Below are 16,764 nucleotides of genomic sequence, written 5' to 3' on the forward strand. Positions count from 1 at the left end.
TCACGTTCTTCATAAGGGCCAATTAAGGTCAAAATTTTTGGAGAATATGATGCGAAAAATTGCAACGATCATTCTGCTTTCGGCATCTTTGCTGGCCGCAGCCTGCAACACCGTTAAGGGCGTGGGCGAAGATATTGAATCGGTCGGCAAAGCTGGCGACCGCGCGATGTAACACTGGTAAATTGAAGTAACATAACGGGCTGGAGGGAAATCTCCGGCCCTTTTTGTTTGGGTTCGGTGGGTGCGTTAAGGGTGTCTTGACTTCGCTCGACACGAACGGCTTTTGTCCGTGTGGATAGCCTCTGCGTCCTTTGCGCCTCTGCGTGCAAAATGGACTCACGCAGAGGCGCAAAGGACACAGAGAGGCGAGGCAAATCCCCTCGTCATCCTGGAGACGAAGGGGGAGCTGCACACACCTCCATCAATCCACCAATAATATCCAACACGCGCATCATTATTTCCTACAAACGTGGCGCGCAGTTTCGCATGCGGGGAAAAAAGGGGACGGCCGACGCGGAAGCGCTGGTGCTGCTTCCGGCTGATGGTGTTGGTTGATTAAGGCTCGTTTGTTCCATCAGTCTAAGACTCGGAGCCGCCTTTATCTTGGCAGGGCTGCTTTCCTTGGGGGTGAAGGTTCCTAAAGACCCCAAGGCCGTCCATCACAGACGGGGCGGTCTCCCGCCACACCCAGCCTCTTGTGCGCTGTTCAGAGCTTGATGCAACAGGCCCTTTTTGAAGGCTGAAGCAAGCACCCTATCGCGCCGGCCGTGCCAGCGAGTTGCCCCGCCAGCGTTCCCATCATCCCGACCCACGTTCTAGACCGCAGCCTGAATGACGCGAATCAAATAACCGATATGGTTATCTGTAGGAAAGTGTTTTTTGTGTAAATTCTACGTCGCGGCTTCTTCGACGCTTGCTGCTTTTTTACGGCGGCGGCGGGTGAACCAAATGGCGATGAGCGCCAGTTCGAACAGCAAGCATAAAGGGATGGCGAGCAGCAGCTGCGACACAATGTCGGGCGGGGTCAGGACCGCGGCGATTGCGAACATGCCGACAATCGCATAACGGCGCGCGCCGCGCAGTTGTTCGAGCGTAACCAAGCCAGCGCGCTCCAACAACATAAGCAACACCGGCAACAAGAAGGAAATGCCAAAGCCGAAAATGAACTTCATGACGAAGCTCAAATAATTGTCGACGCCGGGCAGCGCCTCTTGCTGGACACCGCCAACTGTGCCGCCAAAACCAAGCAGATATTTCAGCGCGACGGGTATCGCCATATAATACGCCATGGCCGCGCCCAGGAGAAAGAGCACTGGCGTGGCGAGCAAGAACGGCAAAAACGCGTTTTTTTCCTTATTGTAGAGGCCAGGCGCCACAAAGCGCCACAATTGCGTCGCGAACACCGGAAAGGAAAAGAAGGTCGCGGCAAAAAATGCGACTTTGATCTCGACAAAAAACGCCTCGAATATCGCAGTATAAATGAGCTTGGTTTGCCCCGATGCGAGCAAAGGCTGCACCAGAAATCCGAAAATCGGCCGCGCGAAATACAAGCTTGCGGCAAACGCAGCGGCAAGCGCGAGAAAGCTCCAAAGCAAACGCGTGCGCAGCTCAATCAAATGATCGAGCAAGGGCATTTTGCTGTCGTCGATCTCGCTCATATCTTGGGGGCCATTTCGGCAGGTGGAGAGTCCGGCGCAGTTTGTTCTACCGGCGGTCCGGCTTCACCCGAAATACTATCATCGCCCAAAACGTCAGCACGTGGATCAGCCGGATGTTCACGCATGATGCGTTCGTTTTCAGACTTCCACTTTTTTTCTAGCTCTTCGAGTTCCGATTGACGGATCATCTCGTCAAACCCTGAACGAAAATGCGCCGCAACGCCGCGTGCCTTACCAACCCATTTACCGACGACGCGCAACACACGGGGCAAATCCTTTGGCCCGATAACCAGCAACGCCACAAGGACGACAAGCATCAACTCCGACGAAGCAACGTCAAACACGTCAGGCCCCCGATATCGAGGGCAGGTTTGGCCGCGCTATCAATGGATTAGCCTTGGGTCTTGTCTGTCTGCTTTTCGGCGTCGATGACGGTTGTCGCACCAATTTGCGGCGGCGCCTTGGGCGCTTCTTCGTCTTCGCTCATGCCTTTTTTAAAGCTTTTAATGCCCTTGGCGACGTCACCCATCATGTCGGAAAAACGGCCTTTGCCGAACAACAGCAACACCAGAATGCCAACAATCAGCCAATGCCAGATGCTAAAACCACCCATTTTCAACTCCTAACGAGGTATCCCCCCGATGATGCGAACAAAATTCCCGCCTGTCTTTATCTTATCTAGGCGTTGTTTTCGTTAATTTCCAGTTCGCTGTCACTTTCTTCGCCCGTAAACAGCATATCACCCATGGCGCTGTCGATAGGATCCAGCAAGCCTGCGGCTTTGAGGTCAGCGATCCCCGGCAAATCTTTGCGGCTATTCAGCCCGAAATGCCTCAGGAAACCGGGTGTGGTCGCGTAGATTAGGGGCCGCCCCGGCACTTCGCGGCGGCCAGCCGGACGCACCCATCCTGCCTCCATCAAGACATCCAGCGTACCCTTTGAAATCTGAACACCGCGAATGGTTTCAATCTCGGCGCGGCTCACGGGTTCATGATAGGCGATAATAGCCAATGTTTCCACTGCAGCGCGGCTTAGCTTGCGGCTTTCCTCGCGCTCACGCCGCAACAAATGGGCAAGGTCAGGCGCGGTTTGAAAATGCCATGCCTTGCCGCGCTGGACAATTTCTATGCCGCGGCCTTGATAATGTGCCGCAAGTTGCGTGAGCGCTGCAGATACATCCACGCTATCCCCGACATAGCCGCGGATCTGCTCGACAGTCATGGGCTGGTCACTGGCAAACAAGGTCGCTTCAACCGCGCGCATATCGGGATCGGTTTCAATCATGTTGCCTTTTTCCTCAACATCAATGGCGCAAAGGTCGACTCCTGCTGCAAATCAACCAGACCGCGTTTGGCAAGTTCAAGCGCGGCAACAAAGCTGGAGGCCAATGCCGATTTGCGCAAGGCCGGATCCGCCATCGGGGGCAAAAATGCAGATATGGCGGTCCAGTCGATCGCACGGCCAATCATGGCCGACACGCGCTCCAACGCTTGCTCCAAAGTCATGACTTGGCGTTTCTTGACGATATGCATCGCTGGCTGCGTCCGTGCATTGATTTGGCCGTAAGCGGTGATCAGTTCAAAATAATCACATTCCCACGCCCGCGCTTTGACCACGCGCAGTTTTTCAGGCGCGCCGCGCAGGAAGACATCGCGTCCGATCCGGTCGCGCGCCATCAACCGCGCGCCGCTTTCACGCATCGCGTTTAACCGCTCAAGCCGCAATTGCAGCCGCAGCGCCAGTTCCTCAGGCGATGGGTCAATTGTCGGGTCCTTAGGTAGCAGCAACGCCGATTTGAGATAGGCCAACCACGCCGCCATCACCAGATAATCGGCGGCAAGCTCAAGCTTCAGCGCGCGCACCTCATCAATGAACACCAGATATTGTTCGACCAAAGCGAGAATGGACAATTGCCGCAAATCGACCTTTTGGGTGCGGGCAAGCGCCAGCAACAGGTCCAACGGTCCTTCCCAGCCGTCAATGTCGATGGTCAGGACATTCGGGCCAGGTCCGGCGTCACGCCTGCTCTCATCGCGGAGGGCCTCCTCCTCGTCAAAGAGCATTGGCCCGTTCATGCCGCGCCAGTTGCTCCATCCGTTAGCTTGGCGCTTGCATCGGCCAGCGCCAGCAATTGGTCGCGCTTATCGAGCAGATGAGCCAACCGGTCGGGGTTAAATGCCACCGGCGGCAGGGCCATCGCACGGTCAAGCCGGGTGCGCGCAGCGGCGGTAATTTCTGGAAGATTATTGGCAATCGCAACCATCTCGTCAAACCGGCCCCAGCAATTGAGTGCAAGGTCGCAACCGGCCACGACACATTGCAGGGCGCGCGTCGCAACATCGCCCTGCAACGCGTTCATATCGAGATCATCGCTCATCAACAGGCCGTCGAACCCAAGCTGCGCGCGGATGATCGTGTCGATAACAATGGGTGACATGGTGGCTGTGTGCTGATCGTCCCAGACGTCATAAACAACATGCCCTGTCATACCCATTGCGGCGTGATTCAACGCGCGGAAGGGGGCAAGGTCCTGTGCAAGTTCAGCCGCAGTCGCGGTGACATGCGGCAAATCATGATGGGTGTCGACATTGGCGCGGCCCTGCCCCGGCATATGCTTCACCACGCCAATGACGCCGCCCAAAGCAAGGCCGTCTAGGATTGCGCGGCCAAGCGCCGCCACGCGCAGTGGTTCACTGCCCAAGGCGCGGTCGCCAATGGCGGAATGTGTTTCGGGCACGCGGACGTCAAGCACGGGTAAGCAATCGACGTTGATGCCGACTTCGTTGAGCGACAGCGCAATAGCCTCTGCATTGCACCGCGCGGCCTCAATCGCGGTGATGGGCGCGATGTCGTACAGCGCGTCGAATGCGCCGCCAGCGGGAAAGTCAGGCCAGACCGGCGGGCGCATACGTGCAACCCGTCCGCCCTCTTGATCAATCAGAATCGGCACCGTGTCGCGGCCATGCAAGGTCCGCAAGCTGTCGGTCAACGCGCGGACCTGCGCTTTGTCTTCGATATTGCGTTTGAACAGGATGTAGCCTGCTGGCTCGACATCGCGAAACAGGCGTTTTTCGTCATCCGTCAGGGTCAGGCCCGATAGGCCAAAAATTACCGGCTTCATGAACAGATTGCTAAGGCCGCTGCTGCCCCAAGGCAAGCATGGAGCAGAGCACAGCGGCCTTTAACCTGTGTATAATTACCGGATAGCGCCCAAGAAATCGAGCTTGCCCAAGGGCACGCCCTTCATACGCAGCAATGCGTAGGCCATGCTCAGATGGAAAAAGAAATTGGGGATGGCAAAGCCATGGACATAATTGCTGCCGGTAAAAGGAATGTCGCCGCTTGGGGTCGTCAGCACGACCGTTGCGTCTTCGCGGCCTTCGAAGCCATCGGGCGATGCGGCTTGCAGAAACGCAATCGCTTTTGCCACACGGGCCTGCACATCGGCAAAGCTGGCTTCATCATCGGCCCATGGGTCGTTTTCAATCTGGCCAACGCGCACCGCGACGAACTTTGCGGTATCGGTTGTCATCTGCACCTGCTTCGTAAGCGAGGCCATGTCGTCAATCAGGCGCGCATCCCGCAATTCGGAAAGCTCCATGCCCTGCGCAGCGGCAAAGGTCTTGCCCTTTTCGAGCATGCTGGACAGGTTTTTCAGACCGCGGATAAAGGTTGGCATGGCGGCGTCATATAAAGCAGGCATTTTATTCTCCTCTGGAAGCAGTGCGCCGCATAAGTTGCAATTTAAAACTATTCAATCTTTATGCCACCGCGGTTAGCGCTCGATTAGGCAGTTTTCGCCTGCAACCCTAAGCTTTGCGCAGAGCTGCTGCGCTTCGGATGAATTGGACGTAATCGCCTGCAACCGAAACACAGCGCGGCCCCCTTCGACTTTGGCTTCCGCGATTTTGCGGTTCACGCCAGAAAGAAAGCCAAAGCGTTTGTTGAGCGCAGCCCACGCGCTTTCGGCCTTGGCGGAATCACCAAATGCGCCAAGCTGAACCATCACGACATCGGAAGGCGCGACGTCGGTTTTAACTGGAGCTACCGGCGCAGCAATGGCAAGTTGAGGTGCAGCATCTGGTACAGTTGGTCGCGGCGCGAGCACGGCGCCCGTTTTTTGGCCTTCGCTTGCGGCAAAGGCGGAATCACCTTCGCCTTCGAAGCTTTTACCGCCGGCATCCGCAGGCTTCTCCTTATAGTCGCCCTTTGGCGCAGCGATCAGCGCGCCGTTGCCGTTTGCACCGCGGGATTGGCTGTTCTGAAACCAATACGCGCCGCCGGCAATCGCCGCGAGCAGGGCAAGACCAAACACGACCATGAAAACAATCTTCAGCAGCGATCCACCGTCAGTGCCCTCCTGACCATCAGCAGTTTCAAGCCAAGGCAGACGATTATTGTCGTCGAAATTCAGTCCATCGTCCCTGCTATCCATCATGCCCATTCCTTCTTCACTACATGTTGTAAGCGGCTTCGACCCCCATCAACCGCAACCCGTTGCGCAAGACTTGCCCGATATTGTGCGCCATGAAAAGCCGTGCGCCCGTCAGTTCGGGATTTTGTGCCAATATAAAGCGCTTGTCAGGTTGGTCATTGCCCAAGTTCCAATAAGCGTGGAACGCAGCCGATAGATCATTCAAATAAAATGCAATTCTATGCGGTTCGCCGGACTTTGCCGAAGCCTCAACTATGCGGGGGAAGTTGGCGGCTTCGCGGATGAGGCCAATCTCTGCGTCGCCCAGCAGCGCAACATGCGCGCCGTTGGGGCCAAGTCCCTCAAGCTCCGCCTTGCGCATGGTCGATGCAATCCGCGCATGCGCATATTGCACATAGAATACCGGATTGTCCTTCGATGCCTCAACCACCTTGGCGAAGTCAAAATCCATCTGCGCGTCGGATTTGCGCGTCAGCATCGTGAAGCGGACGACGTCCTTACCGACCTCTTCAATCACTTCAGCCAGCGTCACAAAGCTACCCGACCTTTTGGACATTTTGACAGGCTCGCCGCCCCGCAGCAGGCGGACCATTTGCACCAGCTTGATATCGAAATCGACCTTACCACCGGTCAACGCATTGACCGCCGCCTTGATCCGCTTGACCGTGCCCGCATGGTCAGCACCCCAGATGTCGATCATCGCATCGACGCCTTGGCTTTTCTGGAAATGATAAGCGAGGTCAGCGCCGAAATAGGTCCAGCTGCCGTTGGATTTCTTGATGGGCCGGTCCTGATCATCGCCAAACTGCGTTGACCGGAACAAGGGCAACGTCACTGGCTCCCAGTCTTCGATTTCCTTGCCCTTGGGCTTTTCCAGTTCGCCGTCATAGACAAGCCCGCGAGCGCGCAGTTCCTTTTCCGCGACATCGGCCTTGCCCGCCGCATGCAGTTCGGCTTCGGACGAAAACAGATCATGGTGGATGCCAAGCAAGGCTAAGTCTGCCTTTATCATCTCCATCATTTCGGCGACCGCCGCCTTGCGGAACAGCAATAGCCATGCGCTTTCGGGGGCGGCGACATATTCGTCCCCAAAGCGTTCAGCGAGGCTTTGGCCAACAGGGATAAGATAATCGCCGGGATACAGGCCTTCGGCGATTTCGATATTTTCGCCCAAGGCCTCACGATAACGCAGATGCGCTGACCGCGCTAGAACATCGACTTGGCCGCCAGCATCGTTGATATAATATTCGCGGATCACGCGGTAACCGGCAAATTCCAGCAATTTGGCGAGCGCGTCACCAACCACAGCGCCACGGCAATGGCCCATATGCATGGGGCCAGTCGGATTAGCCGAAACATATTCGATATTCACCGACTTGCCATCGCCCAGATGCGATCGGCCATAATCGTCACCCGACGCCGCAATCGCGCGCAATTCATCCAGCCATGCCGATGCAGCAAGCCGAAGGTTAAGGAAGCCTGGCCCAGCGATTTCAACGCCCGTGACGCCAGCGACCTTGGCCAGTTCTGCTGACAAAGCCTCAGCCAATACGCGCGGGTTGGTTCCAGCAGGTTTCGCCAGCACCATTGCGGCATTGGTGGAGATGTCGCCATGCGTCACGTCGCGTGGCGGCTCCACCGTTACATTGCTCCGGTCAATGTCCGCAGGCAGCGTTCCGAGCGCCACAAGTGCATCCAACGCATGGTCGACATGCGCTGCATATTGTTCAAAAAGGGTCATGACTGTGCCTTGAAGTTAACGCGGATCAACGCGTGACATTGTAACGCAGCTGATCTTCGGTCAGCTGAAAGCCGAGGAGCATTTCATAGCTTGATCGAACAACCGCTGCGCGCACTTCTGGATCGGCCATTGGGTCGAGAGCGGCATCCGGATCACCGGGCTTACGTTTTTTGGTGATCTTTTGGACGATTTCGGCGGGCAAGCTTGCCGATGCCTTGTCAATGTAGCTCGCGGCTTGCGCCTGTGCAGACGCACGCTGCTGGCCATCGGCGAACTGGATTGTGACTTGACCAACACGCTTGGAGATAACGGCACTGCCGCCCTGCACCACGGTGTTGAAATAGGGTAGAGTTACCGTTCGGCTGCCGCTTGCATCGCTGCGCCGCGCCTGCACGTCAAAGGCTGCCTGCGCATAGATTTTCTGGCCACTTTCGTTGCATGTGGTGCGAACATTGGTCACCGTTGCAACAATATCAATGGCGTCCGCGTCTTGGCTGCTCACTGGATTGAAAATCGTAACGTCACCGGTGCCATCGGGCACCGCCACCGTCGGGCAGCCCGAACGCGTCACGTTTACGCCGACACCAGCGCCGACATCCAAATCGCCTTCGCGAGAGCAGCCAGCCAAAGCAGCTGCAACAATACCGACGGTCAGGGCTTTGGCGGCAAATTTCATACAGGCTAATCCTTGGGGTTCTTAAGCTTGGGTCGCGGGCGCGAAACGTGCCTTCGTCCTTATCCGCCCATCGCGGCCTGCGCAACAGGGGAAAGGTCTTGGCGGATGCAGCGACTTTATCCAGGGTCATGACCACTTAAATTCAACTTCGAGGCGTCAAAATGGCAAAGATATCGAAATAAAATGTTCGCCGCAGGCAGTTATTCTGCCTGCAAGGGCATTTTACTTTGAGATCGAAGCCATTTTGACGTCCTTCGGATTTGACCCATTTTGTCCATTGCATCGTTGGCAAAGCGCGACTTAGAAACACTAAGTCTGCACTTTGCCGCCTTGCACTGAACAAAATGGTCTCAAACCTCGGAGTTGAATTTAAGTGGTCATGACCCTAAAGACCATTACACATGACTGAACAATCGCTCCCTAAGAAATCGCTTCGGCTGCTTCTGGCCGCGCCACGTGGATTTTGCGCGGGCGTTGACCGCGCCATCAAGATTGTCGAGCTTGCGCTCGAACAGCATGGCGCGCCTGTCTATGTCCGACATGAAATCGTCCACAACCGTTATGTGGTCGACAGCCTGAAAGCCAAAGGCGCGATATTTGTCGAAGAACTCGATGAAGTACCCGATGGCGGCCATGTGGTATTTTCTGCGCATGGCGTGCCAAAATCAGTGCCCGCCAATGCACAACAGCGCGGCCTTGCCTATTTTGACGCCACATGTCCTCTGGTTTCGAAAGTCCACAAGCAAGCCGAACGGCAAGTTGAAGCCGGCCGTCACATCATCTTTGTGGGCCACGAAGGGCATCCCGAAGTCATCGGCACATTTGGCCAAGTGCCACCCGGGGCGATGACATTGGTTGAAACTGCCGATGACGCGCGCTTGATTGAACCTGCCGATGCCAACAATCTTGCGTTTCTGACGCAAACGACTTTGTCGGTCGATGATACATCAGAAATCGTATCGGTCCTTCAACAGCGCTTCCCCAATATCGTCGGGCCAAAGGGTGAGGATATTTGTTACGCTACGTCCAACCGCCAAGAATCGGTCAAGGCGATTGCGCATGAATGCGACCTTGTCCTTGTCATCGGCGCACCCAACAGTTCGAACTCGCAGCGTTTGGTTGAGGTTGCGGCCCGATCCGGCACCAAGGCCTATCTGGTGCAGCGCGCGGAAGAGATTAGCCTGAATTGGTTCGACGATGTCCGCACGCTCGGCTTGACCGCAGGAGCCTCTGCCCCTGAAGTGTTGGTGCGCGAGATTATTGACGCGCTCGCGCTGCATTTTGACATGGATGAACAGCAGGTCACAACCGCTGAAGAGACTGTCACGTTCAAACTGCCACGCGAACTGGCTGGCGCGGCGAACTGATTTGGCGGTTTATACGCAGTTAGGGCCCGAACAGGTTAATGCATTGCTGGCGCATTATGATGTGGGCGAACTGGTTGCGCTTAAGGGCATTGCCGAGGGCGTCGAAAACAGCAATTTTTTCGTGCAGACCACGCAAGGCCGCTTCATCCTGACGCTTTATGAAAACCGGGTAAATCCGGATGATCTGCCGTTTTTCTATGCCTTGTTGAAGCATTTGCATGACGCGGGCTGCAAGGTTCCGCAATTCATGGCCGACCGCAAGGGCGCATGGCTTCAGACCCTGGCTGGCCGTCCTGCTTGCCTTATCGAATTTCTCGACGGCGTGTCGGTGACAGAGCCCTCGGCAACGCAAGCATATTCCACCGGCGCGGCATTGGGGCAAATGCACAAGGCACTGGCCGACTTCACTCTGTCGCGACCCAATAGCCTTGGCGTTTCCGCTTGGCGGCCCTTGGCGATGCGCTGCACGGTCGACGGGCTGGAGGCTACTTCTCAGGGGCTTTCGGCGCGGGTTTTTGCAGAATGCGATTATCTGGATGCGCATTGGCCAAATGATTTGCCCGTTGCGGCAATCCATGCGGATTTGTTTCCCGACAATGTGCTGATGTTGGGTGACCATGTCGGTGGTCTCATCGACTTTTACTTCGCGTGTACCGAAATCCGCGCTTATGATTTGGCGGTGACCCACAGCGCGTGGTGCTTTTCCAACGACGGCGCGGTGTTTGACGCCGATGTGAGCGCAGGCTTGCTGGCGGGCTATGCCGATATACTGCCGTTGGACGCAGCGACGCGCGATGCCTTGCCCATATTATTGCGCGGGGCGTGCTTAAGATTCCTATTAACCCGTTGTTATGACTGGATTAATACGCCAGCCAACGCGCTTGTGACGCGCAAAGACCCGCTGGCGTTTCTGCGCCGGCTGGAGTTCTACAGCGACGCTGAAGCGGTCGAAGATATGTTAAGGCATTCTACGTGAAGCAGCTTGAGATTTTCACGGATGGCGCCTGCAAGGGCAATCCCGGCCCTGGCGGTTGGGGCGCTGTCATCCGTTATGGCAAGCATGAAAAGGAAATTTCGGGCGGCGATCCCGATACGACGAACAACCGGATGGAACTTTCCGCCATCATTCAAGCGCTTAAAATCCTGATCGAGCCATGCGAGGTCAAATTGCATACGGACAGCCGATATGTCATCGACGGGATCACCAAATGGATTCACGGTTGGCAGCGTAATGGATGGAAAAACGCTTCCAAACAGCCCGTCAGCAATGTCGATTTATGGCATGACCTGATTGAGGCCACGGCCCGCCATCAGGTCGAATGGATTTGGGTCAAAGGGCATAATGGCCATCCCGAAAATGAACGTGCCGACCGGTTGGCAAGCGATGCTGCAGAGGCAATAGCCAAGCCTTAAGATTTTAATTTTAGTGAAAGCGCGCCGGTGCGTACACAGCTGCGTCAACGCCTTGCGGTGCGGCGATGTCAGCATCTAGCAACGACGCCGCAAGCTGCGCCGCGGCAGGTGCGGTCTGAATGCCAAAGCCGCCCTGTCCTGCAAACCAGAAAAACGCATCATGTGCCCCATCACGGCCAATCACAGGAAGTCGGTCGGGCGCAAAACTGCGTAGCCCCGCCCATTTGCGCTCCACGCGGCGAATATCCCAGTCGACCACCTGTTGCAGCCGATCAATGGCCATGGCGACGTCGATCTCGTCCGGCGCCGCGTCGCAGGCGGGGGTTGCCGTTTCATCATGCGGGCTGAGCCATAGCCGTCCGCCAGTGTCGGGTTTGAAATAGAAACTACCATCCAGCCCAATGACCAAGGGCAATTCCGCCGGAACCTGAGGCGACACAGCCAATTGCGAAATTGTGCGGCGATAGGGTTGGATGCCCAAGGAACCGACCTGCGTAATCTGCGCCACTGCGTCGGCCCATGCGCCAGCAGCGTTGATGATGATATTGGCCGAACAGTTCAAGCTGCCGGCGCTGATCTGCCATGTGCCGCTGTGCCACTTTGCGGTATGCAGGCGGCTGTTGCAGTGCAGTTGCGTGCCGTGTCTTTTGGCTTGGCGCAAATAGGCCCCGTGGAGCGCGGCGACGTCAATATCGCAACACGCCGGCTCCCAAAGCCCGTGCGTCCAATTTTCACGCAGCCCTGGCACTACTGCCGCGACCGCGCGGCGATCGATATGTTCGATATGCACTCCGCTCGCCGCAAATTCGGCCAGCATATTGTCGGCCAAAGACAAATGCTCCGCGGTGCCGATGTGCAGCGCTCCGCGTCGGTGCATCAATGGGCCGTCATGGAAATCGGCGGGTGGCATGGCCAGAAACGGGCCTGAAGCAGTGGTCAGGGGTTGCACCCCCGGCCCGCCATAGCATTCGACCCAAAAGGCGGCTGACCGGCCGGTCGAATGATAACCGGGATGTGCCTCTGCCTCAATCAGCAATATCTTGTGGCGCGCAGACAATTGGGCGGCAAGGCTTGCGCCAGCGATGCCAGCACCGATAATGGCAAAGTCAAAGTCGCTCATGTTCGCGGCGCGTGTGCATCCAGAAAGCTATTGATGCGCGCAATGCATTGGTCGCGCACAGGATCGGCTTCACGCAGCAATTCATGCGCAGCTTCTTTGCCAAAAATCAAGGTTTCGGCATGCGGCAAGCGCTTGCCATCGGCAATGACGCGCGGGGTGCTGACGAGTTGGTCTCCCGTGGTTGCGAGCAACAGGATAGGTGTTTGCACCGCCTCCAACAGGCCCGGCGCCTCAAGCATACGGATGGATGCAATGGCACGTTCTATCCAGTGCCAGCTCGGCGGGCCCAATTTGACGTTCGGGCGCAGTTTCCACCATGCAATTTCATCTTCATAGCGATCATCATAATGCGTCAGCATTTTGCCGCGCATGCTCATTGGGGACATGGGCTTCTCACTGACTTTCCATGCGGCAACTTCGCCCTTGCCCAAGGTGACCATCAGCTTTGCAAAGGCGTGGTTCCAGCTCAGCGGTAGGCCGCCAGTTTGAATGCTCAGCATGGGTGCACTCATGACCACGGCATCGGGGTCAATCGCCTTTTCGACCAGCGCCCGCATCGCCAAATGCCCGCCCATGCTGTGCGCCATAACGACATGAGGCCCGGGATTTTTCAGTTTCCAGCCGCTCCAGAACATCCGCAAGTCAGCAATCCACGTCGCAAAATCATCGATATGTCCGACTTCACGGTCATCCAATAAGCGCCCGGACTCCCCCTGCCCGCGCCAATCAATCGCGGTCACGCACCAACCGGCATCGGCATAATAAGCCAAAGTTTCCAAATATTTTTCATAATGGTCACCGCGACCCGGCAGGAACAATAAGGATCCACGCGGCGGGTTGGCCCCTTGCCAATCGATACGGCGGATCGCCCAGTTATCGGCGGCGTGCCAACGGCTTTCCGCTGCTTCAGCGGGAATAACACGTCGGTTCATCGGGGTATTTGGTGCGTGCATAGTTACGATTTGGCAATCTTTCTTAGTTAATACTGCCCAGATGACCAGTGAGACTCTCGCTTACTTTACCCTTGGCGGCTTGGCAATTGCGCTGTTGGCGTCGATTTACACCGACATCCGATATCGGTTGATTTATATTATGACCATTCCACTCATCGTGTTCATTCTGCCGACTTTGTTCATTGTTATTCTTGGGCCAGCTGCTTGCTCGATCAGCGACGCATTTTCAGGTAACAAATAAATGGATCAGAAAGGATAGCCGATGGGCCACCCTATTGGGTCGTGCGTATGCTCTGTTCGATAGCGCCAAATATGCTGTGGCCAGCGTCGTCGAGCACTTCAATCCGCAATATGTCGCCGCCTTTCAGGAATGGCGTTGCCATCTCGCCAGTCTGTATTTTCTCAACCATGCGCACTTCGGCCAAGCAGCTATAGCCAAGGCCACCATCGGCAATGGGTTTGCCGGGACCGCCGTCGGCATCGCGGTTGGACACTGTCCCTGATCCAATGATAGACCCTGCCCCGACACTGCGGGTCTTGGCGAGATGCGCGATCAATGTGCCAAAATCAAAGGTGCAATCATCCGACGCGACCGCCCTGCCAAATGGCGCACCGTTAAGGTCAACATGCAACGTCCGGTGCAATTTGCCATGCTGCCAATAATCCCCAAGGCTGTCAGGCGTGACGAATACCGGAGACAAAGTGCTGGCAGGCTTTGACTGGACAAAGCCAAAGCCCTTTTCCAACTCCGCGGGGATCAGGTTGCGCAAGGACACATCGTTCACGAGCCCAATCAGCCGTACGTAAGACAATGCGTCGGCGGCGGATGTTCCCATTGGCACATCGCCCGTCACAACGACAATCTCCGCCTCAAAGTCGCAGCCCCAATTTGCGTCCGCCAAAGGAATATCGTCGCGCGCGCCCATGAATGCGTCCGATCCGCCCTGGTATATTAACGGGTCATGCCAGAAGCTTTCGGGCAGCACTGCGCCGCGTACCTTGCGGACTAAATCCACATGGTTCACATATGCCGAACCGTCCGCCCACTGATAGGCGCGCGGAAGGGGCGCCGCCGCATCATGTTCGTGGAAGCGTTCGCGCGGGATAACCGCATGTTCCAAGTCGGTCGCCAGTACTTGCAACCGGGGCGCGACATCGTCCCAATCATCAAGCGCTGCCTGCATCGTTGGAACAATATGCGCTGCGTCCGCATACCAAGCGAGATTGTCCGACACGACAACCAGATGTCCGTCACGGCCCGACTTCAATGATGCAAGTTTCATAATCATTCTCCAGATTTGCCTCATCATGCAACCATATTGCAGTTGCGGCAACCGCGACTGTGTGTCTAGAATTGACCGCATGGGATGGGGGATTGGCAAAATGCGGTTGGCACATTTCGGCGCATTGGCACTTTCGTTTCTTGTCAGCGGTTCTGCCTTCAGCCAGCAGCAGAGGTTTAACACGATCGAGGCCTCTAAAAATGGGTGGTTTGCCGAGCAAAGCCGGTCGGCAAAATGGTATTTGTCACAGCATAAACGGCTCACCACTGCCATTGCCACATTGCAACCGCAACGGCCCGGTGTTGTGGATGCCTATGTTCTTTCCATTGGCCTCGATTCCGACCCTGTATTCACCCGCGAGTCTTCCGAAGCCGCCAATGTGTTGGCACGGCGCTATGGCGCGGCCGGGCGCACACTTCATCTTGCAGCAGGCGCAGACGACAAGGCCATAGGCCCCGCGCAAGGGTCACCATCTAACCTGGCCATAGGTCTGGCAGCTATTGCCGCGAAGATGGATCCTAAGGAGGATGTGCTCATCCTGTTTGCCACCACGCATGGCGACCCTGTATCAGGCCTTGCCTATCGCGACGGGGAATATGCCGGTGGGATGATTGGCCCACAGCGTCTGGCCAATTTGATTGATGGCGTCGGCATTAAACGCCGCATGGTGCTGCTGTCGGCATGCTTTTCAGGGATTTTCCTTCCGCTGCTGACCAATGACCAAACCGTCATCGTCACCGCAGCATCATCGCAACGTACATCTTTTGGATGCGCGCCAGGCAATGATTGGACCTTTTTTGGCGATGCCTTGGTAAACAATGCTCTGCGCAAACCACAGACATTCGACGCCGCTGTGGGGGAAGCAACACGGTTGATCTATGACTGGGAAGGCCAATTAAGGCTTGTCCCGTCGCGGCCACAGGTTTTTGTCGGTGACAACGCGCGTGTCTGGCTTGATGCGTTGGAAGACAAGATGCCCAAAACCCCAACCGCCAAAGTTGGCCGTCCTGCGATTAGTTCGGACTAGCCGAGTTCAGTAACCCTTGCACGTAATTGCGCGAGCATCACCTCAAGCATCTTCGCCTCGCCGCTGCCCAATATTGTCTCAAGTTCGGCCTCTAAACTAAGTGCCTCAGGTACAATTTGTTCATACAGATCGCGGCCCGCAGCCGTCAGCGCCAGATGGTGCGATCGCCCGTCCGCTGTATTTGGCACGCGGCTGATCAAGTCCCGTTCCTCCAGCGCCTTGCAGGCCCTATTTACCGTAACCTTGTCCATAGCGGTTGCAGCAACCAATTGCCGCTGCGTGGCCACATCGCCTTCGCCCAACAGCGCCATTACCCGCCATTCGGGGACCTTAAGAGCAAATTTGCCCCGATAGGCCCGCGCGATCAGATCGCTCACGGCGTTTGACGTAATCGACAATTGGTACGGAAGAAAGGCACTAAGCCTCAGTTTCTTGGCAGGCATCAGTCCGGCTTCACTTGATCAGGATGTGCAGCGACAAAGGCGGGTAACGCCGTCAGCGCGGCATCAATCCGCATTAATTTTGGAAATTGCGCAAATGGCGTGTCGACCCTGCGCGCATTGGCCATTTGCGGCACAAGGCACACATCGGCCAGATTAGGCAGGTCACCGCCGAATAGACCCTCTTCGGGGGCCATAGCCTCCAAAGCAGTAAAGCCTTCGATGATCCAGTGTCGATACCATGCGTCCACCGCCTCTTGCGATTGCCCCATCTGCTCCTTCAAATAGCGCAGGATACGCAGATTATCGATGGGATGGGTGTCAGCGGCAATAATCAACGCCTGCGCCAAAGTTTTCGCCCGATCCGCCGAGTTCGACGACACCATTGCGGGGGCAGGATAATTGGCGTCGAGATAATCGATGATGGCAAGGCTCTGCGTCAGATCATGACCGTCAATCGACAGCATGGGCACGAAACCTTGCGGGTTGCGTGCAACATAATCGGGCGCCTTTTGTTCATTGTCCAAGAGGCTTGTCGGCACACGCGTATAGGGCACATTTTTGAGGTTCAGTACGATCCGCACGCGATAGCTGGCCGAGGAACGCCAATAGTCAAACAGGATAATGTCTTTCATGATCAACGCGATTAGC

The 16,764-nt window shown here is 56.3% G+C and carries 20 protein-coding genes and 1 pseudogene; 6 read left to right on the plus strand and 15 right to left on the minus strand.

Going from position 1 to position 16,764, the window contains the following annotated elements; all coding sequences use genetic code 11:
- The first annotated feature begins 46 nt into the window (after positions 1-46).
- Entirely contained in the window at positions 47-172 is a 126-nt protein-coding gene (locus tag QE270_RS05570; protein WP_300036405.1) for an entericidin A/B family lipoprotein, read from the plus strand.
- Between the two features lie 718 nt (positions 173-890).
- On the opposite strand, the gene tatC is transcribed toward QE270_RS05570, so the two are convergent.
- The 10 genes from tatC to QE270_RS05620 all read right to left on the minus strand — a co-directional run bounded on the left by tatC (position 891) and on the right by QE270_RS05620 (position 8,510).
- Entirely contained in the window at positions 891-1,658 is a 768-nt protein-coding gene (gene tatC / locus QE270_RS05575; RefSeq protein ID WP_300036408.1) for a twin-arginine translocase subunit TatC, read from the minus strand.
- Positions 1,655-2,002 (minus strand): Sec-independent protein translocase protein TatB, encoded by a 348-nt coding sequence (tatB, locus tag QE270_RS05580; protein ID WP_300036411.1) that lies wholly within the window; start codon positions 2,000-2,002, stop codon positions 1,655-1,657. Before tatB ends, tatC begins: the two co-directional genes overlap by 4 nt.
- A gap of 47 nt (positions 2,003-2,049) precedes the next feature.
- Positions 2,050-2,271 carry a twin-arginine translocase TatA/TatE family subunit gene (locus QE270_RS05585; protein ID WP_300036417.1) on the minus strand — a complete coding sequence of 74 codons (222 nt, stop codon included), beginning with the start codon at positions 2,269-2,271 and terminating at the stop codon, positions 2,050-2,052.
- A 65-nt stretch (positions 2,272-2,336) separates the two neighbouring features.
- Positions 2,337-2,942, minus strand: coding sequence for an SMC-Scp complex subunit ScpB (gene scpB, locus QE270_RS05590; RefSeq protein ID WP_300036420.1), 606 nt, complete (start codon positions 2,940-2,942; stop codon positions 2,337-2,339).
- Entirely contained in the window at positions 2,939-3,721 is a 783-nt protein-coding gene (locus QE270_RS05595; protein ID WP_300036547.1) for a ScpA family protein, read from the minus strand. Before QE270_RS05595 ends, scpB begins: the two co-directional genes overlap by 4 nt.
- A gap of 8 nt (positions 3,722-3,729) precedes the next feature.
- A complete protein-coding gene (gene nagZ / locus QE270_RS05600) occupies positions 3,730-4,779 on the minus strand; it encodes a beta-N-acetylhexosaminidase (protein ID WP_300036423.1) in 1,050 nt (349 codons plus the stop codon).
- 75 nt (positions 4,780-4,854) lie between these two features.
- Complete coding sequence (locus QE270_RS05605) at positions 4,855-5,361, minus strand: DUF1993 domain-containing protein (protein ID WP_300036426.1); 507 nt, start codon at positions 5,359-5,361, stop codon at positions 4,855-4,857.
- A gap of 72 nt (positions 5,362-5,433) precedes the next feature.
- The gene (locus QE270_RS05610; protein WP_300036429.1) at positions 5,434-6,096 is read right to left on the minus strand and encodes an SPOR domain-containing protein; all 663 of its coding nucleotides are present in this window, start codon (positions 6,094-6,096) and stop codon (positions 5,434-5,436) included.
- 16 nt (positions 6,097-6,112) lie between these two features.
- Positions 6,113-7,834 carry an arginine--tRNA ligase gene (gene argS, locus QE270_RS05615; RefSeq protein ID WP_300036432.1) on the minus strand — a complete coding sequence of 574 codons (1,722 nt, stop codon included), beginning with the start codon at positions 7,832-7,834 and terminating at the stop codon, positions 6,113-6,115.
- Positions 7,835-7,859: 25 nt separating this feature from the next.
- Positions 7,860-8,510, minus strand: a complete 651-nt coding sequence (locus QE270_RS05620; RefSeq protein ID WP_300036435.1) for a hypothetical protein — start codon at positions 8,508-8,510, stop codon at positions 7,860-7,862.
- A 401-nt stretch (positions 8,511-8,911) separates the two neighbouring features.
- Here QE270_RS05620 and ispH point away from each other — a divergent pair, with 401 nt between their 5' ends.
- The 3 genes from ispH to rnhA are packed head-to-tail and all read left to right on the plus strand — an operon-like array spanning position 8,912 to position 11,290.
- Positions 8,912-9,877, plus strand: coding sequence for a 4-hydroxy-3-methylbut-2-enyl diphosphate reductase (gene ispH / locus QE270_RS05625; protein ID WP_300036437.1), 966 nt, complete (start codon positions 8,912-8,914; stop codon positions 9,875-9,877).
- 1 nt (position 9,878) lies between these two features.
- Complete coding sequence (gene thrB, locus QE270_RS05630; RefSeq protein WP_300036440.1) at positions 9,879-10,853, plus strand: homoserine kinase; 975 nt, start codon at positions 9,879-9,881, stop codon at positions 10,851-10,853.
- Entirely contained in the window at positions 10,850-11,290 is a 441-nt protein-coding gene (gene rnhA / locus QE270_RS05635) for a ribonuclease HI (RefSeq protein ID WP_300036443.1), read from the plus strand. Before thrB ends, rnhA begins: the two co-directional genes overlap by 4 nt.
- Before the next feature lie 10 nt (positions 11,291-11,300).
- Here the strand turns inward: rnhA and QE270_RS05640 are convergent, their stop codons facing one another.
- Together QE270_RS05640 and QE270_RS05645 are read right to left on the minus strand one after the other, a co-directional pair.
- Positions 11,301-12,410: an FAD-dependent oxidoreductase gene (locus tag QE270_RS05640; RefSeq protein ID WP_300036446.1), complete on the minus strand. Its 1,110-nt coding sequence runs from the start codon at positions 12,408-12,410 to the stop codon at positions 11,301-11,303.
- Positions 12,407-13,342, minus strand: coding sequence for an alpha/beta hydrolase (locus QE270_RS05645; RefSeq protein ID WP_300036449.1), 936 nt, complete (start codon positions 13,340-13,342; stop codon positions 12,407-12,409). Before QE270_RS05645 ends, QE270_RS05640 begins: the two co-directional genes overlap by 4 nt.
- A gap of 145 nt (positions 13,343-13,487) precedes the next feature.
- On the opposite strand from QE270_RS05645, the pseudogene QE270_RS05650 reads away from it, so the two are divergent.
- Positions 13,488-13,604, plus strand: a pseudogene (locus tag QE270_RS05650) (type II secretion system F family protein); the annotation flags it as partial.
- A 31-nt stretch (positions 13,605-13,635) separates the two neighbouring features.
- On the opposite strand, the gene QE270_RS05655 reads toward QE270_RS05650, so the two are convergent.
- Positions 13,636-14,646 carry a fumarylacetoacetate hydrolase family protein gene (locus QE270_RS05655; RefSeq protein ID WP_300036452.1) on the minus strand — a complete coding sequence of 337 codons (1,011 nt, stop codon included), beginning with the start codon at positions 14,644-14,646 and terminating at the stop codon, positions 13,636-13,638.
- 61 nt (positions 14,647-14,707) lie between these two features.
- Between QE270_RS05655 and QE270_RS05660 the strand changes: the two genes are divergently transcribed.
- Positions 14,708-15,673 (plus strand): C13 family peptidase, encoded by a 966-nt coding sequence (locus QE270_RS05660; RefSeq protein ID WP_300036455.1) that lies wholly within the window; start codon positions 14,708-14,710, stop codon positions 15,671-15,673.
- Here QE270_RS05660 and QE270_RS05665 read toward each other — a convergent pair.
- On the minus strand, positions 15,670-16,116 hold the full coding sequence (locus QE270_RS05665) for a MarR family winged helix-turn-helix transcriptional regulator (protein ID WP_300036458.1): 447 nt from the start codon (positions 16,114-16,116) through the stop codon (positions 15,670-15,672). The genes QE270_RS05660 and QE270_RS05665 overlap by 4 nt on opposite strands.
- Entirely contained in the window at positions 16,116-16,748 is a 633-nt protein-coding gene (gene maiA, locus QE270_RS05670; protein ID WP_300036461.1) for a maleylacetoacetate isomerase, read from the minus strand. The genes QE270_RS05665 and maiA overlap by 1 nt, the downstream gene beginning before the upstream one ends.
- Positions 16,749-16,764: the final 16 nt, after the last annotated feature.

The sequence above is a fragment of the Sphingorhabdus sp. genome, from assembly GCF_029865925.1.
Taxonomy (GTDB): Bacteria; Pseudomonadota; Alphaproteobacteria; order Sphingomonadales; family Sphingomonadaceae; genus Sphingorhabdus_B.